Source organism: bacterium, assembly GCA_024228115.1.
Classification (GTDB): domain Bacteria; phylum Myxococcota_A; class UBA9160; order UBA9160; family UBA6930.
On the sequence record JAAETT010000360.1, the window covers coordinates 21583 to 45800 of the forward strand.

Here is a 24218-nt window from a genome sequence, read left to right on the forward strand (position 1 = left end):
CAGAAAGAGTCTTCGTGCCGGGGGAACATCATTCGCATTCGGAAAAATTCACTCGGGATCGTAGGCAAGACTCGGTCCGAGGTGTCGCTCGGCCTCGGAGACCGAAAGGCCACGCCGATTCGCGTAGTCCGCGACCTGGTCCCGGCCGATCGGGCCCACGTTGAAGTAGCGCGCCTTCGGGTGGGCCAGGTAGAGGCCGCTCACGCTTGCCGCCGGGTGCATCGCGAAGCTCTCCGTCAGCTCGATCCCCAATTCGCCGGGCTGGAGCAATTCGAAGAGCTTTCGTTTGGGACTATGGTCCGGGCAGGCCGGGTAGCCAAAGGCAGGGCGGATGCCGCGGTAGCGTTCGGCGATCAAGGCCTCGTTGTCCAGATTCTCGTCGGCGCCGTACCCCCACTCCCGTCGGGCTTTCGCGTGGAGCCACTCCGCAAAGGCCTCGGCCAGGCGATCCGCCAGAGCCTTGGTCATGATGGCCTGGTAGTCGTCGCCGGCTGCCTCGAATTCCTTCGCGAGCTCGTCCGTGCCGAGGCCCGCGGTCACGGCGAACGCGCCGATCGAATCCTCGACCCCGCTACCAAGCGGTGCGATGTAATCGGCCAGGGAGGCGGTGGTGCCGTCTTCCTTGCCGCGCTGCTGGCGAAGCATCGGGAAGCGGCACTGCTCCTTTTCGCGTTGCTCGTTCTCGTAGAGCACGATGTCATCCCCATCGCTGGCCGCAGGCCAGAAGCCGTAGACGCCTCGGGCGCGCAACAGCTTTTCTTCGAGGATTCGATCGAGCAGGGCGTTGGCATGGGCGTACAGCTCTCGTGCGGCTTCGCCCTGTTTCGGATGCTCCAGAATCTTTGGGAAGCGCCCCTTCAGCTCCCAGGCCGAGAAGAAGAACGTCCAGTCGATGAAGCTGCGAAGTTCTTCGAGCGGTACGTCGTCGAGCACCTTGCGGCCGAAGAACTCGGGTGTCGCGATGTCTTCCTGCCGCCATTCGGGAGCGCTGGTCTTGGCCCGGGCTTTCGTCAAGCTGAGCAAAGGCTTCTGCTTGCGCCCTTCGTACAGCGCTCGCAGCCGCGATTGCTCTTCTCGGTTCTCCTCGTCATACGCGATCGCCCTCTCCCCGTCGAGAAGAGAGGCCACGACGCCGACTGCCCGAGACGCGTCATTCACGTGCACGCTGCTCTTGCTGTAGCCCGGCGCGATCTTCACCGCCGTATGTTGGCGGCTCGTCGTCGCGCCGCCGATCAGAAGTGGAAGTTCGATCCCGCGCCGCTCCATTTCCTTGGCAACATTCACCATTTCGTCGAGCGAGGGGGTGATCAAGCCCGAAAGCCCAACGATGTCGACACCTTCGGCAATGGCCGCATCGAGAATCTTGTCGGCCGGCACCATCACGCCCAGGTCGATCACTTCGTAGCTGTTGCAGCGCAGCACGACGGCGACGATGTTCTTGCCGATGTCGTGAACGTCGCCCTTGACGGTGGCCATCAGGATCTTGCCCTTGGCCACTGCCACGCCGTCTTCCTGCTCCATGAAGGGTTCGAGGTAGGCCACTGCCTTCTTCATGGCGCGGGCGCTCTTCACCACCTGGGGCAAGAACATCTTGCCCGCACCGAATAGATCTCCCACGACATTCATGCCGTCCATGAGCGGGCCTTCGACGACGAGCAGGGGGCGGCCAAGCTTCTGACGGGCCTCCTCCGCATCTTCGACGATGAAGTCCACCACGCCGTGGACGAGGGCATAGGAGAGGCGTTCCTCTACGCTGCTCTCGCGCCAGGAGAGGTCGACCTCCCGCTTCTTCCCCTTGCCTCTGACCTGCTCGGCAAATTCCACCATGCGCTCGGTGGCATCCTCGCGTCGGTTGAACAGGATGTCCTCCACGTGCTCGAGGAGCTCCTTCGGAATGTCCTGGTAGAGCTGCAGCTGGCCCGCGTTCACGATGCCCATATCCATACCGGCCTGGATGGCGTGGTAGAGAAAAGCGCCGTGAATGGCTTCGCGTACTCGATCGTTGCCGCGGAAGGAGAACGACAGGTTGGAGACGCCGCCTGAGACGTGGGCTCCGGGGCAGCGGGTCTTGATCTCCCGGGTCGCTTCGATGAACGCCTTGGCGTACTCCGCATGCTCTTCGATGCCGGTGGCGACGGCCAGGATGTTCGGGTCGAAGATGATGTCTTCGGCCGGGAAATCCGCCTCCTGGGTCAGTAGACGATAGGCGCGCTCGCAGATGGCGATCTTGCGCTCGGCCGTATCCGCCTGGCCGGTTTCGTCGAAGGCCATGACGACGGCCGCGGCGCCGTAGCGTCGGATGAGTCGCGCCTTGCGAAGGAAATCTTCCTCGCCTTCCTTCAGGGAAATCGAGTTTACGACGCTCTTGCCCTGGCAGCATTGAAGACCGGTCTCGAGGACTTCCCATTTCGAGCTGTCGATCACGACAGGGATGCGTGCGATCTCCGGCTCCGAGGCGATCAGGTTGAGGAAGGTGCGCATGCACGCGACCGAATCGAGCAGGCCCTCATCCATGTTCACATCGAGCAGGTTCGCGCCGCCGCGCACCTGCTCGAGCGCAACCTCGAGTGCGGTCTCGTGATCTTCGCTCTTGATCAGGCGTCGAAAGCGGGCAGAGCCCGTGACGTTCGTGCGCTCGCCGATCATCTGGAAATTCGAGTCGGGGCGAATCGTCAGGGTTTCCAGGCCGGAAAGCTCGGTGAGCTGAGGGGCGGTTTTCGGGATCGGCCGCGGAGAAATGTCCTTCACCGCCTCGGCGATCGCACGGATGTGTTCCGGTGTGGTGCCACAGCAACCGCCGAGCAGGTTCACAAAGCCGCTCTCGGCGAACTCTTTCAGGAGGCCGCTCATGACCTCCGGTGTCTCGTCGTACTCGCCAAAGGCGTTGGGCAAGCCTGCGTTCGGGTAGCAGGACACCGGGCTTCGGGCGATCGCCGCGAGTGCCGCGACATGGCCGCGCATTTCGCTCGCACCGAGTGAGCAATTGAGCCCGACGGCCAACGGGTCCGCGTGACGAATCGAGTGGTAGAAGGCATCCAGGGTCTGGCCCGAGAGCGTCCGACCGCTGGCATCGGTGATCGCCACGGAGATGATCAAGGGCACACGCCCACCGCGCGCCTCGAAGACCTCCTCGATCGCGAAGAGCGCAGCCTTGGCGTTCAATGTGTCGAAGATGGTTTCGACGACCAGCAGGTCGACACCGCCGTCGAGAAGTCCCGTTACCTGCTCCCGATAGGCCAGGAGCAGCTCTTGCCAGGTGATCGCCCGGAAGGCCGGATCGTTCACGTCCGGGGAGAGCGAGAGCGTCTTGTTCGTCGGGCCGATGGATCCGGCCACGAAACGGGGCTTGTCCGGTGTTCGCGCCGTGAAACGGTCGGCCGCGGTTCTGGCCAGCTCCGCCGATCGTCGACTGATTTCCTCCGCGAGGGATTCCGTGCCGTAATCCGCCTGGGAGATCGAGGTGGCATTGAACGACGTGGTTCCGAGAACGTCAGCGCCGGCTTCGAGGAATTCCTCGTGGAGTTCGATGATCAACTCCGGCTGGGTCAACACGAGCAGGTCGTTGTTTCCCTTGAGTTCATTCGGATGGTCACGAAAACGCTCGGAACGAAAATCCTCTTCGCTGAGATTGCGACCCTGGATCATGGTGCCCATCGCGCCATCCTTGATCAGGATGCGCTCGCTCATGAGCTGGTGGAGGTGGTGTTGGGGTTGGCTCACGGAGAAGTCTTTCTCTGCGAACGCTGAGCACTCGCGATGAAGGTCTCGGGGAGATCTGCGCCTCGGGAGGCTGCGGGCTGCACATCGACACGGATGTCCTCGAGACCGGCGGCCTCGAGAGATGTCTGGATTTCTTCCGGCGGGAAGCCGAGCCACTGGACACCCAGCTCTTCGCGCATCCATTCGCGATCGTGGCGCACGAAGTCGATCACGACCACGCGTCCTCCTGGCGCCGTGACACGTGCCATCTCGGCTACGGCTTCGCCGGGCGAGGCCAGGTATTGAAGCACCATGTGGGCGAAGGCCGCATCGACTTCACCATCCTCGAGGGGCAGGTCGGAAGCGTCACCAACGCGCAGCTCGATCGACGTGGAGCCCAGCTCGTCGAATTTGCTGCGAGCCGCTTCGAGCATCGCTGCCGAGTGATCGATGGCGATGACATCGAGGCCCGCCTCGGCGAGCTCCAGCGCGAAAACGCCTGTTCCCGTTCCGACGTCCACCACCCGAAGCCCCTTGGGAACGAGCCGCGTCAGCGCACGGGCGCGCAACAGCTCGTCTCCCCAGACCTTGCGCAACGCGTCCCATTCGGGCCCGACCGAATCGAAGAAGGAACGGCTCCGAGCCGCCCGGGCTTCCAGCACCCGCGCGACCGCGAGGCCGTCCCTGCGCGCCGCCGGATCGTCCCGGAGCGCTCGGTCGACGAGCCCCCAGGCGTCCCGCCAGGCTGGGGCCTCCGGCTCTTCGAAACGGTAGAAGACGAACGTGCCATCTCGTCGGTCCGAGAGCAGGCCGGCTTCGCGGAGGATCCCGAGGTGCCGCGAGACCCGCGATTGGGCCATTCCGAGCACCTCCATCAGCTCCTGGACGGCGAGCTCCTCCCGGGCGAGGAGCGCCAGGATGCGCACCCGGGTGGGGTCAGAGAGGGTCTTGAAGACCTTCTGGAGGTTGTCGCTGCTCATCAGGGATCCGATCGGATGGACGAGGAAGGCTCTTTATCCGTCCATCAGGATAAACGGATATGAGAGATTTCGGAACCCCCTGATCGGCTCTAGCCCGGATTCGGCTGTGAGCGGAGATCGGATCCAGTGGATCTCGATCTCAGTGAATATCGATCTCAGTGAATGTCGATCTGCGGCGCGTTCGCCGTGCCGCTCAACGAGATCTCCGCTTCTCCGCTGGCGCCCAGTCGGAAGCCCTGGCTTTCTGCCATCCCCCGCAGGGACGGGTCAACGCCCCAGACGCGGATCTCCAGATCCAGGGCGCCGGGCCGGCCGGCCGGGTCGAGAGCCACCGTCCCCTCCCCATCGAAGGAGGCCATGGGGCCTTCGAAGCGAACGCTGTCGAGTTCCACCCCCGTCTCCTCTTCCAGGCGGAAATCGGCCGAGAACTCGTCGAAGGGAAGGGCGATCGGTAGCCCGGGAAGGACCAGACTGCCGTCGCTCCCCAGGATCGACACATCGCCAGCCCAGCGATTTTCCAGGTGTCGCACGTCCGCATCGCCGGACAAGGAGCCGTCGAGCGGCAGGCTCGAGAGGTCGAGCGCGCCGGGCAGGTCGGCCGTGTAGATGTCATCGAAGCTTCCGGAGAACCCTGCGGCTCCCGCAGGCCAGACCGTTCCGCGCACCTGCCCCTCGCCAAGCGAAAGGTCGATCGCAAGGGCGGGCTCACCGTCGAACCAGGAGGCCGAGAGGGCGGGGCGTACGCGCAGACGATCGATCTCGAGGGGAGCTTCACCGGGCATGTGAAGCACGAGCCCCTGCAGATCCGCAGCTGGTCCACCCATCGCCCACCCGCTTCCGAGCTGAGCCACCTCGATGCGAGCGCCGGTGGCCTGCTCCACCTGGCCGACCAGCCAAGGCGTGAGCCGATTCCAGGGGAACTGGAGGGCTGCAAAGACCAGGGTCAGCAGCAGACATCCCAAGCCGATCCCGAGGCCGCGCATCAGCCTGCCGCGTTCGGCGGGAAGGCTGGCCGAAGTCACGACTGGATGCGCTCGAAGGACGAGACCGTGAAGGTGACATCCAGCAGTTCCGGCTTGTCCGCACGGGTGCGGATGCGCAGGGTCTTGATCGAGAGCAGCTGGGCTGCGGATTCGATGCGGTGCAGGTAGTTGACGACCTGCGCAAGGGTCTGGCTCTTGAGCACGACCTGGACCTTGGTCTCTTCGTAGGCATCGCTGGCCGACGAGGTGCGCGGCTCCATGGACGCGACCTTCACCGCGCTCTCCCGGGCCAGCTCTTCGAGGGTGGTGAAGATCTCGCCCTGGGCACCGCCGCTGATCCGCTCGCGAACCTTGCGCAGCGGAGCGTCGATCAAATCGTATCTTGCGCGCAGGGCCTGTACGGCGCGGAGCTGTTCTTCTGCAGCCACGGCGCGTTGCCGAGCGTCGGCTGCGAAATCGAGCGCCGGGCCGATGATGGCCAGGTAGAAGAGCGCGATGGCCAGGGCAACACCGGCGCCGCCAACCAACGTGCGCTCGCGCGCGCTGAGTTCGCCCCAGGCATCGACCAGGCGGTTCCACAAGCCTTTCATTGCGTGCTCTCCGGAGGTGCGAGTGAGATGCGCACACTGAAGGTGGTGCCGCCGCGTCGGGTATCGCCGGTGATATCGCCGACGGTGAGAGAGCGGAAGAGCGGAGCTTGGGTGAGGGCCTTCTCCAGCCGGTCGACCCCGCCGTACTCGGGCAGGTGTCCTTTGATCTGGATCACCTGGCGATCGATCGAGAGTTGTTCGAAGACCACGCCCAGGTCCGGAGGCACACGCTGGGAGAGTTCCGTAAGGATGTCGAGGGCCGAGAGGTGGCCGCCGAAGACACCCAAGGTGTCGGCTTCTTTTTCCGCGTCGCGCAATGCCGTCTGCATCGCGGCGACCAGGTTGCCCGGTACCGGACCGGGCAGGATCTGGCTGTAGATCTCCTGGGCCGCGACCTCTGCGCGCTTGGCGCGTTGGCCTTGGAGGAACGCGTCGGTTCCCAGGGATGCACCGCCAAGCAGCAGGGCAAGGCCTGCGAGCATCGCGGTCGGCCGGAGATCGCGGCTCACCTGCCGCAGGTCGACTCGCTTCGCGAACTCGTCCTTGCGGAAATTCATGCGCGAGACGGCCTGGGCGCTGCCGCGCAATGCCAGGGCGGTCGCCGGCCCGAAGACCATCGGATCTCCGCCGGCCAGCAGGGCGGCACCCATCTCACCCTTGGGCAGGGGCAACCGTATGGCCTGCACCGACGTGCGCTCGGAGAGGTAGCGATCCAGCTCGTGGAGGCGGGCCGAGCCGCCCATCAGGACGATTTGCGGGGGCGGGAGGTTGTCTCCGGCCTGATCGAGAAGTTCTTCTGCCGAGCCGAGGGTGCGCAGCATCTCGCGGGCCAGGCGATCGATGACTTCGACCGCCTTGAGGCATTCGGGTCGACCGGCGCCACCGAAGATGCCCTGCTCGATCTTGAGCCGTTCGGCCTCGATCTCGCCGAGGCCCCGATCCTTTGCAACGGCCCGGGTGATGGCCTCACCTCCAACGGGCAGGGTGCGTGCGGCGATGCCGTGGCCATCGAGACAGAGGCATAGCGTCGTCTTGCGGTGGCCGATGTCGACGAGGAGCCGCGGACCGGGAAGCTCGAAGGCACTCGCCAGGTTCGCCAGTACGAGCCCTTCGGCCTCGACGATGCGGACTTCGACCCCGGCCTCGTGCAGCATGTCGAGCAGCAACGTGACTTCGCTACGCGGCGCCAGGGTCGCGGCGACTTCCGTCTGCTCGCGCTGGTCTGCCACGACTTCCCAATCGACGACGAAGTCGTCCAGTTCGAAGGGCACCTGGGATTCCAGTTCGAAGGGCACGGCCGGCCCGATCTTGCGTTTGTCGCGGAACGGAAAGCTGAGCCTGCGACTCGAAACGCGATCACCGGCGAGTGCCACCACAGCCCCACTCGTGGGTAGATCGTGGAGCTGGAGGAACTCGCGAATCTCCACCGCCAACGAGGGCGACGGATCATCGAGCGAGAGCGTGCGAAGCTGCACGACCTCCAGGTCGCGGAGCGTCTGACGCATCTCCACGGCCTTGATTGCGTGGCTTCCCAGGTCGAGCCCCAGGATGCGCCTGGCCATGGATCCCCCCTTCGATTCCCGGTCATCGGATGTCCCAAGCGAGCCAGTGCGGCTCGGCCGGATCACTTCGATCGAGCCAGGCGGTCACGGTGCGTTCTACATCACCGTAGCGGGCCCGGGCCTCGACGCGAAACACATCGGTCTGAAACGTGAGCGGCGGGAAGATCTCGCCTTCGATGGCTTCGCCGACCGCGATGCACTCGCTTCCCTCGGAACTCTCACACAAGACGTCCCCGGCCTCCCGCAGCTCCAGGATGTCGCGAACGGTGTCGGCGACGGCCAGCCGATAGTCGCTGGTGGTGCCGTGGTAGAGCAGGGCAAGCACCCAGGGTGCGGCCGTGTTGGGGTTGATGCCGTCTCCCCCGGTGAGGGGGTAGACCGACACGTAGGGCCGAAGCGCCTCGACCAGCGGGCCGCTGAAGCCCTGGACCAGGCCGAGTTCATCGACCGAGAGCAGGGGCCGGTTTGCGGCCCGATAGGAGGGCTCCTGACGTTGGTAGTAGTCGTCCTCGAGGGATCCGGTGATTCCCACGTTGTCCTCGTCCAGATAGTCGAGGAGGTTCTGGGCCAGCTCCTCGGCGTCGTAGCTCCGTTCTTCGTCCCCACCGGGGATTTCCTGGATGACCCGATCCAGAACCTCGACGAGGAAGCCCTCTGCAAGTTCGTCTCGGACCGTGCCGTCTTGTACCAGTGCGTTCAGGTTCAACCGGGCGCCGGCATCCTCGATGCGCAGCCGGAGTTCGCCGCCGTCCTTCACGAGGAGAGGTGAAGCGCCCACCTGGGCCCACAACTCATGGCGGGTTTCCGCCCGGAAGGCGGCCTCGGTTTCGTCCAGGCGATCTTGCAGCAGAAGCGCAGTGGCCAGGCGGATTCCGCCCCGGGCCAGGACCTCCGAGCGCGCGCTGAAATCGCGATTGCGGACGACCATTCCGTCGATCGTCGCGCGGCGCAAGAACGTGGCGATGCCGCTCACGGCGAGCAGGATGAAGAACATCACCGCGAGAAGGGCGAGACCGGCGCGACGTTTCCCGGTGGTTTGCATTACTCGCATCCCTGGACGAGGCCTGGGTCGATTCCCAGCGAGTTCGCCACTTCGTCGAAGCATTGTTCCGCGACGCTGTCGAAGAGCGATTGGTACTCGATCGGATCCGCGGCTTCGGCTGCGTCAAAGACCTGGGGGTTCAGCTCCTCGCACTCGGCCACGGTGATGCAGGGCTCGTCTTCTTCGTCGGCCTCTTCTGCGTCTTCCGGTTCGAGATCGAGAGGGCGAATCGGCAGTACGACCCGCCGAAGGAAGGGCTCGGGCTCGGCGCCGAAATCCGCCAGGTCCGCGTCCGGATCGGCGAGACTCAGGCGCAGTTCGATCTGGATCGGTAGCTGGCTGGAGTGCTCCACGCCGATCGCCGAATCCCAGCGCTCGCTCCATTCGCCGTTCTCGTCCTGCAGGCGCACGCCAAACGAAGCGACGTCTTCGGCAAGCACCTGGACACCTGTATCGTCGCGCCTCGGGAATGCGGCGTCGAGGCTCTCGGGCAAGCGGGCCTGGGACCAGCGCAGGAGCTCCAGCGCGTCTCCGGCATCGTTAGGCGCCGTGAAGAATGCCACCGTGGCGAGATCCGATTCGTGGGCTGTATTCGATCGGGGGCGATGAGCGCGGGTCTGGAACTTCAATCGGTCAGCCCCGTCGCCCCCGCGGCTCGCTTCGGCGAGGAAGAACCAGGGGTGGGCCAGGGGGTCGACCTCTGCCGGCTTCTTGATCAGGACCGTCTCCTGGAGTTCCCGGGCAATGCGGTCCAGGACGAGGGCCGCTCGTCGGTCGTCTTCCGTCAACTCGACCGCCGCTGCGCTCTGGCGGGAGAGCTGGAGGTAGAAGTTGATGGCGAGGGTCATGACGATGGCGGTGAAGAGCATCACGAACATCATTTCGATGAGGGTGAAGGCTTCATCGCGCAGCCGGCGTCCGGATCCGGCGAGATCGGTCACGCGGGGGCGAGGGGAATGCCTGGTGAGATGGATCACGGCTCGAAGTCCTCGGCGTCGTCTGCGTCGGCTTCTTCTTCGCTTGGCAGATCGGATGCCACACTGGCCGCATCGAAGCTGAACGTGGTGCGGCGCACCTCCTGGGTGTAGAGGCCCTCCTGCCAGGTCACGGCGATCTGGATTTCGAGGAGAGGTGGGCCCGTGCTTTGGCGGTCGTCCCCGACCAGGGCGGTCAGCGGGCCGGAATCGCGGTCCCTGTCGCCCAAGTCGATCCCCAGATCGCTGGGCTCGACCGGGCTGGCCTCGACGACCACGACGAAACCTTCGACCTCGAGTTCGCGTTGTCCCACCTCGGGTACGACTCCCCCGATCATTCCACTCTCCAGGTCGGCCATCAGTTGGCCGGCCACCCGGGATGCACCGAGCCGACGATAGGCGTCCCCTTCGAGGCGCATGCCGTCAACCGCGGTGCGGGTCAGCATCGTGACCGCGATGCCCAGTGCCATGATCGCGACCATGACTTCGAGCAAGGTGAAGCCGCGTCGCATTCGTGTGCCGCGCCTAACCATCGACGCGCTCGATTCCGATTCGATCGGCCAGGGGAGGAAGGTTCAGGAGGACCCTGTTGCCGCCGTCGGCTTCGATCCAGACCTGCGTGGCCTCGCTGCTGCCGTCCCAGGCGAAGGGTACGGATATCTGGCCGCGCTCGATGCGGCCTTCGGAAGTTTCGACAGCGGTGAGCCAGACCCCACGTGCGGGTGCATACGGCCGGCCGGAGGGGCCCGCCGCGGGCGCGTAGCGGGTTTCCTCGCCGCGGGGTGCAACCAGGGGTAGTTCGCGGGCCTCCGCCCAGCCTTCTTCGGGTTCGCCAGTATCCCCTGCCGTGGCTCCAAGGCTCTCGAGCCAGTAGCGCTGGGCGTCCAGATCCAGGATCACCCGCTGGGGCCGGCCGGTCATGACTGCGCGCTGGCGCCCGAACGCGAGCAGGGCTCCCAGGGATTCCGCTTCCTGCAGGCTCGCGCGTCCCGAACGCAAGCCGAGGTTCGGAATCGCGGCGGCCGCCACCAGCGCGATCAGCAGCACCACCGCGATCGTCTCGATCAGGGTGAACCCGCCGGAAGGGGGGCGGCGCGGTTGCATCAGCCTGCCTGGGCGTCCCAGTTGCCGATGTCGCCGTTCGTGTCGGAGCCGCCGGGCTGGCCGTCGGCACCGAGGGACCAGATATCGAACTGTTCCGGGTTGTGGTTCCCCGGCGACTGATACAGGAAGGCCTCACCCCAGGCGTCGAGGGGCAGGGTCTTGCTCGACAGGTAGCCCCCAGGGCGGTAGTTCCGCGCCTCGGGACCCGCCGTCGGGCGTGTGATCAGGGCACCCAGCCCTTGCTCGCTGGTCGGAAAGCGCCCCGTGTCCATCTGATAGAACGCCAGGGCCGATTCGATCGTCTTGATCTGCACCTTCGTCGTCTGGATGCGCGCGACGTTGATGCGATCGAAGACGGCGGTACCGACCAGGCCCATCAGCAAGGCCATGATCACGACCACCGCCATGATCTCGATCAGCGAGAAGCCTCGTTGGCGACGGGAGCGGCGGCGGCGCACGTCGTGGAGGTCGGGGGTGGACATCGGAGGTTCTCCTCTAGCGGTTCATTGGATCGAGCTGGTGAGCTCGAGCAGCGGTACGAGCGTCGAGAGCATGATGACCAACACCACGCCGACCATGACCAGGATCAGAAGGGGCTCGAGCAAGGCGGTGATGCGGGTGACCGTGTTCTCCACCTGCTCCTCGTAGGTGTCGGCCACCTTGGCGAGCATTCCGGCGAGATCGCCGCTGCGTTCTCCGACGTCGACCATATGCGTGACGAGGGGAGGGAAGTGGCCGCTGGCCCGCAGCGGTGCGGCGATGGAAGCGCCGCCGGTGATCGAGGTGCGGGCTTCTTCGACCGCCTCTCCGATCACCGCGTTGGCGGCCACGTGCCGCGAGATATCGAGAGAGCGCACGATCGGAATGCCACCGGCCAGCAGTGTTGAGAGGGTGCGCGTGAAGCGTGAAATGGCGAGCTGGCGAACGATCTTGCCGAAGAGCGGGATCCGCAGGAGGAAGCCGTCCCAGCGGTAACGCCCCTTCTCGGTGGCGATGAAGGCGCGAAGGGCGGTGATGCCTCCGACGAGCCCGATTCCCACGGCCCACCACCAGCTGCGCAGGAAATCGGAGAGACCGATCACGGCTCTCGTGTAGATCGGCAGTTCGCGGTCGAGGCTCTCGAGCAGCTGGGTGATCTGCGGCAGCACGATCGTGACCAGGACGATCACCACCGCGACGGCGACGAGCATCATCACGGCCGGATACAGCAAGATCGAAATGACCTTGTTGGCGGTTCGCACCTGGCCTTCCAGGTAGTCGGCCAACCGGTCGAGGACGGTTTCGAGGGCACCACCGGTTTCGCCGGCGCGCACCATGCTGACGAAGAGATTGTTGAAGGGGCCGGCGGAAGCCATCGCGTCGGCCAGGCTGGCGCCTTCGTTCACCCGGTCGCGAACGATGCTGAAAACGCTCTTCAAGCGCGCGTTTTCGATCTGCTCGGTCAGGGCTCCGAGGGATTCGACCAGCGGAATACCCGCACCTAACAAGGTGGCGAGTTGGCGGGTCGCCAGGGCCAGGTCGGTGCCCGAGACACGTTTGAAGAGAGCGGTCCTCTTGGAGGGCGTGCTGGCCTGGCTGTGGGTCCGCGTGGGTGTCGCGGCCGCCGAGCTTTCCAGCAGCTCGGTCAGGAAGACGCCGTCGCGGCGAAGCTTCTGGCGGGCGGTCCGGTCGCTATCCGCGTCGACGAATCCCTTCGTCGCGCGGCCGCCTTCGGTAACGCCTTTGAATTGATAGACCGGCACGCCGCTGGCCTCCCGAAGGGTCAGGCCGCGGCCATCCCTTCCTCTTCTTCCGTGGCGCGCACGACCTCCTCCAGGGAGGTCACTCCGGCGAGTACCTTGCGGGCCCCGTCGACACGCAGGGTCTGCATGCCGCTCTGCGCCGCCAGGCGTTTGATCGCCTTGGCGTCGACGTTCTGGGTTACGAGGTTGCGGATGGCGTCGTCCACGATCATGAGTTCGAAAATGCCGACACGCCCGGCATAGCCGGTATCGTGGCACTGAGAGCAACCGGCTGCGCGGTAGATCTGGAGCTTGTCCTTGGCACGGATGCCGACCTCGGCCAACTCCTCGGGGGTGGGCTCGTAGGCGACACGACATTCCTTGCAGAGCACACGGACCAATCGCTGGGCGAGTACGGCCGAGAGCGAGGAAGCGACCAGGTAGGCCTCGACGCCCATGTCCACGAGCCGGGTAATGGCACTCGGGGCATCGTTGGTATGCAGGGTCGAGAACACCAGGTGGCCTGTGAGGGAGGCCTGGATCGCGATCTCTGCGGTCTCGAGATCGCGGATCTCGCCGACCAGCACCACATTCGGATCCTGGCGCAGCACGGTGCGGAGAGCGCTGGCGAAGGTCAGGCCGATCTTCGGGTTGACCTCGATCTGGCCCACGCCAGGTAGCTGGATCTCGACCGGATCGTCGATGGTGATGATATTCGTATCGTTGCGGTTCACGCGGGAGAGCGCGCCGTAGAGGGTGGTGGTCTTGCCACTACCGGTCGGGCCTGTCACCAGGATGATGCCGTTCGGGCGCTGGATGAGCCTGTTCCACACCTCGAGCTTCTGCTTGTCGAAGCCCAGGTGCTCGAGATCGAGCATGTCGGTGGTGCGCGGCAAGAGCCGAAGGACCAGACGCTCACCGTGGGCGACGGGAACGGTCGAGAGGCGCACGTCGTAATCGCGACCGGCGATCTTGAGGCGGATCCGCCCATCCTGCGGAAGGCGTTTCTCCGCGATATCGAGACCGCCGAGGATCTTGATGCGCGACACGACCGAAGGAAGCAACGCCTTCGGCAGCGGGCTGACCGGTTCGTAGAGCATGTTGTCGACCCGGAAGCGGACGCGGATCTCCTTCTCGAAGGGCTCGATGTGGATATCGCTGGCCCGCTCCTTCACCGCCTGCTGCACGAGTGAATCGACCAGGCGGATGATCGGCGCCTCGTCATCGGCGTCGAGCAGATCCTCGGGCTCGGCAGAAAGTTCGCTGGCGACCGCAGCGAAGTCGTCCGCCGCATCTTCGAGAATCGAATCGAGAGCGCCGGCTCCGCCCCGATCGTAGACCTGGTTGATGGCCGCCATCACTTCGCGGCGTCCGACCAGTTCGGTCTCGATGTCTGCGCCGTCGAAGAGCAGGCGCAGGTCGTCGAGGCAGGCGGTGTCGTAGGGGTTGGAGATGGCGATGCGTACCGAACCGTCGTCGGTGCGGCCGACGGGCAGCAGACCGTGGGTCTTGGCAAAGGCAATCGGCAGCTTCTCTGCCAACACCTCGTCCACATCGTCGGGCGTGATCGAAGGTCGGACCTTCAGGCCGAGCTGGTTGCCGATGGCCCCGAGCAGCTGGTCCTCGGACAAGAAGCCCAGGCGCAGCAGATGCTCGGTCAACCGGCCGCCTTCGTCCTGCTGGCGGCGAAGGGCTTCCTCGAGCTGGTCGAGGGTCAGCGGCGTGGTCCGCAACAGGACCTCACGCAGGCCCAGGCGCTCGTCGATGGGGTTCAAGGGATACTCTCGAAGAAGTGGGTGGTGTTCATCCGCCGTTCTCCACGGTGACGACGGGAGAGAGCTCGAAGCCCTCGCGCATCACCTTGGCCGCGGCCTCCGCCTCTTGCTGCTCGTCGAAGGGCCCGATTCGGACCTGGTAGAGCACCGTACCGGAACGCTCTCCGCTGACCAGCGTGCCGTCGTAGCCGGCGTCGATCAGCTGTTGGAGTGCAGCGGCGGCAGCGCCCTCGTCGCCGAAGGTCGCGGCGAGCACGCCGTAGCGGGTGGACGCGTCGACGCTGGCGGGGGCCGCTGCCTGCTCACGGGCTTCGTTCTGCTGGCGCTCGATCTCGCGCATCTGGTCTACCGGGTAGCGGTTGCGATGGTCGACCAGTCGACCGCGCACCGGGTTGCGACCCCTGAAGGGCTCCATCGAGATTCCCGCAGCCTCCGCTTCCTCGCGCCGCTCCTTGGCCTGCTTCTTTTCCTTGTCCGTCAGCCGCAGGGCTTTCTCGCTCGATTCCCAGAATTCCTCCCGCTTGCGGATCGTCTCGGTGGCGAGCTCGGCCTCGTTGCGCACGATGTAAGGGGTGAGGAAGACCAGCAGGTTGAGCTTCTGGACATCCTCGTCCGTGGTCTTGAACAGCCAGCCGAGAATCGGGATGTCGCCCAGCCAGGGCACCTTGGTCTCGATGTCGCCTTCGTCCTCGCCAATCAGCCCGCCGATCACGATCGTCTCACCGTCACCGACCACCACCACGTTCTCGATCTTGCGGTTCGAGAGCGCGACGCCCACCTCTTCGGCAGTGCCCGTTTGAGCGGTCAGCCCCGGGTTGATGGCCGTGATCTCTTGAAAGATCTTGAGCCGTAGGCTGTCGCCTTCGGAGATCTGGGGCGTCACGCGCAGCGTGATGCCGATGTCGTGGCGCTCGATGTTCTGGCTGGTCGCGAGGCTGCCCGTGCTCTGGCCCGCGGCCGACTCGACCCGGCTGGTCACGATCGGGATGTTGTTGCCGATCTTGATCTCGGCTTCTTCGTTGTCGAGGGTGAGGATGTGCGGGGCCGACAGAATGTTGGAACTGCTGAGCGAGGCGCTGGCACGGATGATGCCCTGGATGAGGGAGCCGGTGAGGAGTTGGTTCCCGAAGGCGTCGGTAGCCGCTTCGAGAATTTCGTTGCCCATTTCATCGACGCCCGGAACCATGATCGGGGCCAACGAGCTGCGCGTGGCCGCCGCGAACAGGCTGCTGACGATCGAGTTGCTCAAGCCGCCGGGGCTCGTGCCCGAGGTCGTGCCTTCCGAGTCTGTGCTGCTCGAGCCGAACACGTCGGGAATGGCGCCCGAATCCGTGACCGAGCCGAGCGCATAGCTGGTGTTGCCACGGAAGATGCGCCCGAAGCCGTTGAAGCCGAGATCTCGCCCGTCGGTGACGTCGACCTCCATGATCAATGCCTCGACCAGCACCTGGGGCCGTTCGATGTCGAGTTGCCTGATCACCTGGGAGAGGGTGTCGTAGCCCTCCCGGGTGGCCTGGATGACGAGTGAGTTGGTGGGCGCATCCGCCGTGACGGTCACGCCTTCGGAAAGCTCGGTGATGGCGGCACGCAGGGCGGGGTTGGCTGCGACGCCGCCGACGACCGCCCGGCCGCCTCCTCCGCCGCCGGCGGGCTGGCCACTGATCAGCGAGGAGAGCGTCGTCGCCAACTCTTCGGCATCGGCGTGGCGCAGGCGGTAGACGTGGATGCGTCCGCCGCCGACGACGGGCACGTCGAGGCGTTGGATCACCTCACGGATCTCGGTCATCCGAGGCCTCGAGGCCAGCACGATCAGCGAGTTGGTGCGCTCGTCGGTGATCAGGCGAACCCGGCCCTTCGGAGCGCCTTGAGTCGCTGCTCCGGCCGCTTGCTGAACGGCGCGGCGCGCGCGGGCGCGTACCGGCTGGTTCGTGGTGCTCGCGACATCCGCGTCGAAGATCTCCGACAGCTGAGAGGCCAGCGTCGCGGAATCCGCATGTCGAACCTGGATGACGGTCAGCTCTTCCTTGTAGGACTCGACGTCGATCGACTGGAGGATGGAGAGGATGCGTCGGATGTTGGAGGCCGAGTCCGTCAGGATCACGGTGTTGGTGGGCGGGTAGGCCACCATCGAGGCATCCTTCGAGACGAGCGGCTTCAGCGTATTGGTGATGGCCTCGGCGTCGATGAAACGCAGCGCGATCAAGCGCGTCACGAAGCGGTCGCTCTTGGGTGTCGACGTCTTGCCACGGACGATCTCGATGTTGCTTTCCTTGGCCTCGCGAATCGGAATCACCTTGATGGCGCCGCCTGGGGTTTCGACCGTGGTGAAGCCCTTCACCTGGAGGACGGATTCGAAAACCGCGTAGGCTTCCTCACGGGTGACCTTGGTGGGCGACACGATCGTCACCCGGCCGCGCACGCGATCGTCGTAGATGAAGTTCTTGTTCGTCAGCCGCGCGATCGTATCGATCACGACCGAGAGTTCGACATCGGTGAAGTCGAGCTGGACGTGGCCGTTGTCGGCCTTGAGACCCGCTTCGGGGGCCGGCGGCGCCTGAGCGAGTGTCGGGCCCGCAACGAACAGGAGTATCAAGGCCAGCCCGTACAGCCGGACCCGGTGTTGCAGCCGCCATCGCATCAGGAATCGACTCCCCATCTGTCTCATCGGATCTCGTACTCCAGCTGGCGCGTCTGCCCGTCGCGTCCCTTGACTGTTACGGCGAAGGTCTGTGACGTCGCGAGTTCGCTCAACACCTGTGCGCTCTCCTGCTGGCCTGTGACCTGGATGCCGTTGAATTCCGTGATGGTGTCCCCGTCCTGGATTCCGATCTCCTGGAAGAGGCTGCCAGCCTTGATGGCATTCAGCTGGACGCCGACCATCTGCCCGTTCTCATACTTCGGCAGGATGCGGGCCTGGGAAAAGAGGGCAGCCGGGTTGTTGGCGACTTCGTTGACATCGTTGCGCTCCACGGCGAAGCGGTTCTCGGCAAGGCGCTCGACCCGGGTGTTGCGCCTGGAAGGGCGGGGGCGAGTACGAGCGCGAGCGGTCTTGCGGCGAGGTGTTTTCCCACCACCTTCGCCTTCCAGGGCCAATTCCTCTCGGCGCGCACCGTTTTGCAGAACGAGCCTCCGCCGCTCGATCCTCAATACATCGGCTCGGCCCTTCAGCCGATCGCCAACCCGCACCACCAGGTGGCTGCGAGCTTCGAGATCCTCGACCGCTGCCCAGGAGAGCGCAGTCGACTCGTGGGCTGCGGTTCCCAGCAATCGCAACGGCAGTTTGGTCTTGGCGTATTCCTCGTCTTCGTCCGGAGGCGGTGGCGCCGGTGCCAGCGTCGACGCATTGAAGGGGTTGCGGCTGATGATGATCTGCCGTGCGTCCCAACTGCGATCCGTCGGCCGGACGGGCAAGGGCTGGCTGAGAGCGGCTCCCGCGTCGGGGACCAGCATGGAGCTGGATACGGATGCGATCATCCGTGCCGCCAGGAAGCAGCAGGTCGCGACCAGCGCGACATTGGCCACCAGGATCAAAGTCCGGCTCACCGTGCGTCGTCCTCGCTCATCCCTGCGCCCCTCCCGGTTGGCCCCGGCCTCGACCCTACATGCATCAGCCGGCCGTCTCGCGCGACGAAGAGTCCGAATCCCCTCCGAAAACATGCGCTGGCAGCCGCCAGGCGAAGAATCCCGGGCCCAGCCGCGCCGAACCCCTCCACGAGCAGGTCAGTATATCGGCCCGGACTCGCGTCTCCAAACCGGTTCCCTCGCAATTCCGGGGGGTTATCGCGTCGTTCGCATGACCACTGGGTGATGGACTTCACATCTTTGCAGCTTCTCGGAGAATTCGACGCCTACGCCACCCAAGACGTTCCCTGGGCTACTCCCAAGCAAGGAGTTTTTTCCGAATCGTCCATGCCGAGCATTCACTTGCGCAGATTCCGCTGGTTCGCCCTCCTGGGGTTGTGTGGGTTGCCGCTCGCGGCCGGCCTGGCGGGGCTGCTGCTTCTGGGGCCGGTTCTGCTCCACGTCCAGGCCCCGGTGGGGGATCCCCAGGTCGGCATCGAGGGCGTCGAGGTCTTCGTGCGTTTCGACCCCGCACGTGCCCGATCCGCCACGTTTCGCGCGCTGCTGAACGGCGCGGACGTGACCGACGAGCTGGAAATCGCCCAGAACGGCGTCCACGGCTCTCTCCACGGCCTCCTCCACGGCCTCCTCCACGGCGACAACGAGCTTCGCCTCGAGATCTACGGCGAGGGCTACTGGCCCCCCGGCCTGCTCTTGGAGGAAACCCGCACCTTCCACATCCAGTTCCGCCCCCGCCTCGATTTCAACCAGGGCTAGTCGGAGGGCGGGGACGTTCTTTCCGCTGTTTCCGGTACGGGCTGGCAGGCTTTGCCTGCCAGCCCGTAACGGAAACAGCGGAAAGAATGTCCCCGCGCCCCTGGGGGATTTGACGGGGTAGAACTGGGAACCAGCCTTGGCCGGCACATCCTTTCAGGAGGCCTGCACGGTCATGGCGGATAGCGGAAAGATCATCGGAATCGACCTGGGAACCACGAACTCGGTGGTTGCCGTCATGGAGGGTGGACAGCCCACGGTGATCGCGAACGAAGAGGGGGGCCGAACGACGCCTTCGATCGTGGCGTTCACGGATGACGGCGAGCGACTGGTGGGTGCCGTGGCCAAGCGCCAGGCCGTGACCAATCCGGAGCGCACGGTCTACTCGATCAAACGTTTCGTGGGTCGCCGCAAGAACGAGGTGCCCGAAGAGACGAGCCTCGTTCCGTACACGGTCGGCGAGGGCCCGGGTGGTGCCGCCGTGATCGAGATCGACGGCAAGCCGTTCACGCCGCCCGAGATCTCCGCGATGATCCTGCAGAAGTTGAAGAAGGCCGCGGAGGATTATCTGGGCCAGGAAGTGAGCAGCGCGGTCATCACCGTGCCCGCCTATTTCAACGACGCCCAACGTCAGGCCACCAAGGACGCGGGCAAGATCGCGGGACTCGAAGTCAAGCGCATCATCAACGAGCCCACGGCAGCTGCGCTTGCCTACGGCCTCGACAAGCAGAGCGACGAGAAGATCGCCGTCTACGATTTCGGTGGAGGCACGTTCGATATCTCGATCCTCGAAGTGGGCGAGAACGTCGTCGAGGTGAAGGCCACCAACGGTGATACGCACCTGGGTGGCGACAACCTGGATCATCGGGTGATCGAGTATCTGGTCGCCGAGTTCAAGAAGGATCAGGGCATCGATCTCACCGCCGATCCGATGGCGATGCAGCGTCTGCGCGAGGCCGCGGAGAAGGCGAAGATCGAACTTTCGACCTCTCAGACGACCGATATCAACCTGCCCTACGTGACCGCGGATCAGAGCGGTCCGAAGCATATGAACCTGAAGCTCAGCCGGGCGAAGTTCGAGCAGCTGATCGAGGATCTGGTCGAGAAATCCCTCGAGCCCTGCCGCAAGGCGATGGCCGATGCGGGCATCGCGGCTGGAGAGATCGACGAGGTCGTGCTGGTCGGTGGTTCTACCCGTGTGCCGCTCGTGCAGCAGAGGGTCACCGAACTCTTTGGCAAGGAGCCGAACAAGACCGTCAACCCGGACGAAGTGGTTGCGGTCGGTGCGGCGATCCAGGGGGGTGTCCTGGCCGGTGACGTGAAGGACGTGCTGCTCCTGGATGTCACGCCGCTCTCCTTGGGGATCGAGACCCTCGGTGGCGTCATGACCGCGCTGATCGAGCGCAACACGACGATCCCGACCAAGCGCAGTCAGGTCTTCTCCACGGCCGCAGACAACCAGCCCCAGGTGGAGATCCGGGTGATGCAGGGCGAGCGCGAGATCGCTTCGGCCAACCGCGAGATCGGCCGGTTCATCCTGGATGGGATTCCGCCGTCTCCGCGCGGTGTTCCCCAGATCGACGTGGCTTTCGACATCGACGCCAACGGCATCCTGGCGGTGCACGCCAAGGATCAGGCTTCGGGCAAGGAGCAGTCGATCCGGATCGAGGGGTCGAGTGGCCTGTCGAAGGAAGAGATCGACCGGATGATGGACGATGCAGAGAGCCACGCCTCCGAGGACAAGGAGCGCCTCGAATCCGTCGAAGCCCACAACAAACTCGATTCGTTGATCTACCAGACGGAGAAGACGCTCTCCGAGAATGGCGACAAGCTCGCCGAGGCCGACAAGAAGGAAATCGAGGAGGCGCTCGCGGCCGCCAAACAAGACCTCGAGAGCAACGAGACGGAGCGCATGGAAGCCGCCTACACCAAGGTCGAGCAGGCCATGCACAAGGTGGCCGAGGTGCTGTACAAGGCCCAGGCCGATGCTGCGGGTGGTCCCGAGGCCGAGGCTCCTGGCGCCGAGGCGAGTGAAGGCCCGGCGGGCGGGGACGACGATGACGTGATCGACGCCGAATTCTCGGAGGAGAAGTAGGGCCCCTTGGAGGAGTTGGAACCTACCGGCGAGGAGGTCGCAGCGGTTCAAGAAGAAGTGGAGGAGTTGCCCGAAGAACTCCCCATTCTTCCTCTCAAGAACACGGTGATCTTTCCGCACCTGCTTGCGCCGCTGCTGGTGAACACCGAGCGGTCGAAGGCGTTGATCGATTCCGTCCTCGCGGATCCGGAGCGGCTGATGATGAGCGTGGCGGTGAACCGCTCGCTCGAGGGCAGCCCCAGCACCGAAGATGTGCATCGCACGGGGACCGTGCTTCGCATCGTGAAGATGCTGAAGTTCCCGGATGATTCGTACCGGCTGCTGGTGCAGGGAACGGGTCGCGCGAGGGTGACCGAGTTCACGGCGGAGGATCCCTTTTTCCGGGGGCGTGTCGAAGCCCTGCGAGACTGCGGAGATGCCGAGGCCGTCGAGGCGTTGGCGTTGACTCGCGAGGTGCGCGACCAGTTCGTGGGTCTGGTCTCCGAATCGAGCCGGCTCTCGGACGAGCTCCAGGTGCTCGCCATGAACGTCGAGGAGCCGACCCGGCTGGCGGATCTGGTGGCTTCGAATCTCGAGCTCGACATCGCGGGCAAGCAGGCCTTCCTGGAAGAGCTCGACGTGGTGGCGCGTCTGCGCCGCGTACGCGACGAGCTGCGCCGCGCCGGTGACGCGATCCAGATCGAGAGCGAGATCCGGGAGAAGGTCCAGAGCGAGATGGGCAAGACCCAGCGTGAGTACATGCTGCGTCAACAGCTCGACCACATCCGCAAGGAGCTCGGCGAGGCAGAGGATGAAGACGCCGAAGCCGACGCCATGCGGGAGAAGATCGAAGCGGCGCAGATGCCCGAGGAAGCCGAGAAACAGGCGCTTCGCGAGGTCGAACGCCTCGAGCAGATGCCGCCGGCTTCCGCAGAGCATGGCGTGATCCGCGCCTATCTCGAGTGGATGGTCGATCTGCCCTGGAGCAAGGTCAGCGAGGATCAGCTCTCGGTCGAGGACGCACGCCGCATCCTCGATGAGGACCACTTCGGCCTCGAGAAGGTCAAGGATCGGATCGTCGAGTACATCGCCGTCCTCTCCCTGAAGAAAGACCTGCGCGGGCCGATCCTGTGCTTCGTCGGGCCGCCGGGAACCGGAAAGACATCCCTGGGCCGCTCGATCGCGCGGGCCCTGGGTCGGAAGTTCGAACGCCTCTCGCTAGGCGGTGTGCGCGACGAGGCCGAGATTCGCGGACATCGCCGCACCTATGTGGGTGCGTTGCCCGGCCGCATCGTCCAGGGCATGCGTCGATCGGGTACCCGGAACCCGGTCTTCCTGCTCGACGAAGTCGACAAGGTCGGTGCGGACTACCGTGGGGATCCGTCGTCGGCGCTTCTCGAAGTGCTCGACCCGGAACAGAACTCGGCGTTCAGTGATCACTACCTGGAGGTTCCCTTCGACCTCTCCCAGGTGCTCTTCATCGCCACGGCGAACCAGATGGAGCCGGTGCCTGCGGCCTTGCGGGATCGCATGGAGGTGATCGAACTGCCCGGCTACACCGAGGAGGACAAGCTCGAGATCGCGCGTCGTTTTCTCATTCCCCGGCAGCGCGAAGCCAATGGGGTGGCCGAGATCGATCTGAGTTTCAGCGAGGCTGCCTTGCGGACGGTGATCGGGAGCTACACCCATGAGGCCGGTGTAAGGAACCTGGAGCGCGAGCTCGGCAAGCTGTGCCGGAAGGTGGCCCGTCGCATCGCCGAGGGGCAGGTGGCGGATGGGCAGGCGGTGGCGATCGATGCCCCGGATCTGGCCGAGTTGCTGGGGCCGATCCGCTTCGAGCCGGAGCTGGCCGAGCGAGCCGGCATGCCGGGCGTGGCCGTGGGCCTGGCCTACACCCCGGCGGGCGGTGACATCCTGTTCATCGAGAGCACCATGATGCCCGGTCGCGGCGGTCTCAAGCTGACGGGTTCCCTCGGTGACGTGATGCGCGAGTCGGCGGAGGCAGCGCGCACCTGGCTCCAAGCTCGCGCCGAGAAGTTCGATCTCGAGCCGGAGGCGTTCGAGAAGCGGGATTTCCATCTGCACGTGCCTGCGGGCGCAGTTCCGAAGGACGGGCCCTCGGCCGGTGTGGCCATGGTCACATCCCTCGCATCGCTGATGTTGGGTCGGCCCACGGCTCCGGAAGTTGCGATGACCGGGGAGATCACCCTGCGTGGCAAAGTGCTTCCGGTTGGAGGCATCAAGGAAAAGGTGCTCGCGGCCAAGCGCTCGGGCATCCAGCGCGTCGTGCTCCCCGAGCGCAATCGCCGGGATGTGGAAGAGATCCAACCGGAGCTGCTCAAGGGCCTCGATTTTGACTACGTTTCGTCCATCGATGAAGCCCTCGACCGGATCCTCTTGCCTGCCGTGGCTGTCTGAACGAGCCGTCGTTGCGGTCCTCTTGCTCGGGGGCCTGTTCGCCTCGGCTTGCGTGCTTCCGGGCAAGCACGCCGAGGTCGTTGCTGAGCGCGACGCGCAGAGCGCCGAGCGCTCGCGCCTCGAAGGTCGGGTCAAGCTGCTCGAAGCGTCGAATGAGAGCTTGAGCGGCGAGCGCGTTGCGTTGCTCGAGCAGGTCGAGGATCTGCGCCTGGTTCGCGAGGAGCTCGGGGAGAGGAAGACAGATCTGGAGTCGCAGGTACAGGTGCTGAGCGCCCGCAGGGACGAACTCGAAACCAACCTGACAGCCCGCGAACGCGAGGTGGCCGAGGAGCAGCAAGAGGTCGGGAAGCTCCGCAACACCTACGACGATCTGGTCGCGGAGCTTCAGTCGGAGGTGGCGGCGGGCCGGGTCGAAATCGAGCGATTGCGCGAAGGCCTGCGGGTGAATCTCGCCCAGGAGATCTTGTTCGCGAAAGGCTCGGCGCAGCTTTCCAGTGTTGGGCGGGGCGTTCTCAGCCGCGTGGCTTCCCGCCTTGCCGCCGATGACCACCGGGTCCAGGTGCAAGGGCATACGGACAATCACGTGATCCGGGGCCGATTGGCCCGGATCTACCCCACGAACTGGGAGCTGGCCGGGGCACGTGCTGCCGCCGTCGTGCGAATCCTGGAGCGCGAGGGCGTGGCGGCTGAACGCCTGGTGGCGGTCTCCTACGGGCCGAATCGTCCCGTCGCGCCCAACAAGACTGCCGAAGGTCGCGCCCGCAACCGCCGCATCGAGATCCGCCTGCTGCCAACCGAAGGCGCCGACGCTCGCGCGGCCGAGAGTGCCGACGCTCCGGCGGCTGAGAGTGCCGACGCTCCGGCGGCTGAGAGTGCCGACGCTCCGGCGGCTGAGAGTGCCGACGCTCCGGCGGCTGAGAGTGCCGACGCTCCGGCGGCTGAGAGTGCCGACGCTCCGGCG

General features: G+C 65.2%; 18 protein-coding genes. 4 read left to right on the top strand and 14 right to left on the bottom strand.

Going from position 1 to position 24218, the window contains the following annotated elements; translation table 11 throughout:
• Window positions 1-48: 48 nt before the first annotated feature.
• The 14 genes from metH to GY937_16050 all read right to left on the bottom strand — a co-directional run bounded on the left by metH (window position 49) and on the right by GY937_16050 (window position 17973).
• A complete protein-coding gene (gene metH, locus GY937_15985; GenBank protein MCP5058205.1) occupies window positions 49-3903 on the bottom strand; it encodes a methionine synthase in 3855 nt (1284 codons plus the stop codon).
• Window positions 3717-4679, bottom strand: coding sequence for a metalloregulator ArsR/SmtB family transcription factor (locus GY937_15990; GenBank protein ID MCP5058206.1), 963 nt, complete (start codon window positions 4677-4679; stop codon window positions 3717-3719). The genes metH and GY937_15990 overlap by 187 nt, the downstream gene beginning before the upstream one ends.
• A 155-nt stretch (window positions 4680-4834) precedes the next feature.
• Window positions 4835-5701 carry a type II secretion system protein GspN gene (gspN, locus tag GY937_15995; protein MCP5058207.1) on the bottom strand — a complete coding sequence of 289 codons (867 nt, stop codon included), beginning with the start codon at window positions 5699-5701 and terminating at the stop codon, window positions 4835-4837.
• Window positions 5698-6252: a type II secretion system protein M gene (locus GY937_16000; protein ID MCP5058208.1), complete on the bottom strand. Its 555-nt coding sequence runs from the start codon at window positions 6250-6252 to the stop codon at window positions 5698-5700. The genes gspN and GY937_16000 overlap by 4 nt, the downstream gene beginning before the upstream one ends.
• The gene (locus tag GY937_16005) at window positions 6249-7814 is read right to left on the bottom strand and encodes a pilus assembly protein PilM (GenBank protein ID MCP5058209.1); all 1566 of its coding nucleotides are present in this window, start codon (window positions 7812-7814) and stop codon (window positions 6249-6251) included. The genes GY937_16000 and GY937_16005 overlap by 4 nt, the downstream gene beginning before the upstream one ends.
• Window positions 7815-7836: 22 nt before the next feature.
• Window positions 7837-8856 carry a type II secretion system minor pseudopilin GspK gene (gspK, locus tag GY937_16010; GenBank protein ID MCP5058210.1) on the bottom strand — a complete coding sequence of 340 codons (1020 nt, stop codon included), beginning with the start codon at window positions 8854-8856 and terminating at the stop codon, window positions 7837-7839.
• Window positions 8856-9797, bottom strand: coding sequence for a hypothetical protein (locus GY937_16015; GenBank protein ID MCP5058211.1), 942 nt, complete (start codon window positions 9795-9797; stop codon window positions 8856-8858). Before GY937_16015 ends, gspK begins: the two co-directional genes overlap by 1 nt.
• 32 nt (window positions 9798-9829) lie before the next feature.
• A complete protein-coding gene (locus tag GY937_16020; GenBank protein MCP5058212.1) occupies window positions 9830-10342 on the bottom strand; it encodes a prepilin-type N-terminal cleavage/methylation domain-containing protein in 513 nt (170 codons plus the stop codon).
• Between the two features lie 13 nt (window positions 10343-10355).
• Window positions 10356-10934: a prepilin-type N-terminal cleavage/methylation domain-containing protein gene (locus tag GY937_16025; GenBank protein ID MCP5058213.1), complete on the bottom strand. Its 579-nt coding sequence runs from the start codon at window positions 10932-10934 to the stop codon at window positions 10356-10358.
• Window positions 10934-11416 carry a type II secretion system major pseudopilin GspG gene (gspG, locus tag GY937_16030; GenBank protein ID MCP5058214.1) on the bottom strand — a complete coding sequence of 161 codons (483 nt, stop codon included), beginning with the start codon at window positions 11414-11416 and terminating at the stop codon, window positions 10934-10936. The genes GY937_16025 and gspG overlap by 1 nt, the downstream gene beginning before the upstream one ends.
• Window positions 11417-11437: 21 nt before the next feature.
• Window positions 11438-12676 (bottom strand): type II secretion system inner membrane protein GspF, encoded by a 1239-nt coding sequence (gspF, locus tag GY937_16035; protein MCP5058215.1) that lies wholly within the window; start codon window positions 12674-12676, stop codon window positions 11438-11440.
• 20 nt (window positions 12677-12696) lie between these two features.
• Window positions 12697-14430: a type II secretion system ATPase GspE gene (gene gspE / locus GY937_16040; protein ID MCP5058216.1), complete on the bottom strand. Its 1734-nt coding sequence runs from the start codon at window positions 14428-14430 to the stop codon at window positions 12697-12699.
• Between the two features lie 28 nt (window positions 14431-14458).
• A complete protein-coding gene (gspD, locus tag GY937_16045) occupies window positions 14459-17086 on the bottom strand; it encodes a type II secretion system secretin GspD (protein ID MCP5058217.1) in 2628 nt (875 codons plus the stop codon).
• Window positions 17087-17091: 5 nt separating this feature from the next.
• Window positions 17092-17973: a hypothetical protein gene (locus GY937_16050; GenBank protein MCP5058218.1), complete on the bottom strand. Its 882-nt coding sequence runs from the start codon at window positions 17971-17973 to the stop codon at window positions 17092-17094.
• 366 nt (window positions 17974-18339) lie between these two features.
• Here GY937_16050 and GY937_16055 point away from each other — a divergent pair, with 366 nt between their 5' ends.
• The 4 genes from GY937_16055 to GY937_16070 all read left to right on the top strand — a co-directional run.
• Window positions 18340-18768 (top strand): hypothetical protein, encoded by a 429-nt coding sequence (locus GY937_16055; GenBank protein MCP5058219.1) that lies wholly within the window; start codon window positions 18340-18342, stop codon window positions 18766-18768.
• Window positions 18769-18940: 172 nt separating this feature from the next.
• Window positions 18941-20860 (top strand): molecular chaperone DnaK, encoded by a 1920-nt coding sequence (gene dnaK / locus GY937_16060; GenBank protein MCP5058220.1) that lies wholly within the window; start codon window positions 18941-18943, stop codon window positions 20858-20860.
• A 6-nt stretch (window positions 20861-20866) separates the two neighbouring features.
• Window positions 20867-23257, top strand: coding sequence for an endopeptidase La (gene lon, locus GY937_16065; GenBank protein ID MCP5058221.1), 2391 nt, complete (start codon window positions 20867-20869; stop codon window positions 23255-23257).
• On the top strand, window positions 23214-24218 hold a 1005-nt coding region (locus GY937_16070), incomplete at its 3' end, for an OmpA family protein (protein MCP5058222.1). The genes lon and GY937_16070, both read left to right, overlap by 44 nt.

What these genes read in the sequence shown, in the direction of transcription:
- GY937_15990 (MCP5058206.1), bottom strand. Translation starts at nt 4,679, where the DNA reads ATGAGCAGCGACAACCTCCAGAAGGTCTTCAAGACCCTCTCTGACCCC.
- gspG (MCP5058214.1), bottom strand. Translation starts at nt 11,416, where the DNA reads ATGTCCACCCCCGACCTCCACGACGTGCGCCGCCGCCGCTCCCGTCGC.
- GY937_16000 (MCP5058208.1), bottom strand. Translation starts at nt 6,252, where the DNA reads ATGAAAGGCTTGTGGAACCGCCTGGTCGATGCCTGGGGCGAACTCAGC.
- dnaK (MCP5058220.1), top strand. Translation starts at nt 18,941, where the DNA reads ATGGCGGATAGCGGAAAGATCATCGGAATCGACCTGGGAACCACGAAC.
- gspK (MCP5058210.1), bottom strand. Translation starts at nt 8,856, where the DNA reads ATGCAAACCACCGGGAAACGTCGCGCCGGTCTCGCCCTTCTCGCGGTG.
- GY937_16020 (MCP5058212.1), bottom strand. Translation starts at nt 10,342, where the DNA reads ATGCGACGCGGCTTCACCTTGCTCGAAGTCATGGTCGCGATCATGGCA.
- GY937_16025 (MCP5058213.1), bottom strand. Translation starts at nt 10,934, where the DNA reads ATGCAACCGCGCCGCCCCCCTTCCGGCGGGTTCACCCTGATCGAGACG.
- gspD (MCP5058217.1), bottom strand. Translation starts at nt 17,086, where the DNA reads ATGGGGAGTCGATTCCTGATGCGATGGCGGCTGCAACACCGGGTCCGG.
- metH (MCP5058205.1), bottom strand. Translation starts at nt 3,903, where the DNA reads ATGGATGCGCGAAGAGCTGGGTGTCCAGTGGCTCGGCTTCCCGCCGGA.
- GY937_16005 (MCP5058209.1), bottom strand. Translation starts at nt 7,814, where the DNA reads ATGGCCAGGCGCATCCTGGGGCTCGACCTGGGAAGCCACGCAATCAAG.
- GY937_16055 (MCP5058219.1), top strand. Translation starts at nt 18,340, where the DNA reads ATGCCGAGCATTCACTTGCGCAGATTCCGCTGGTTCGCCCTCCTGGGG.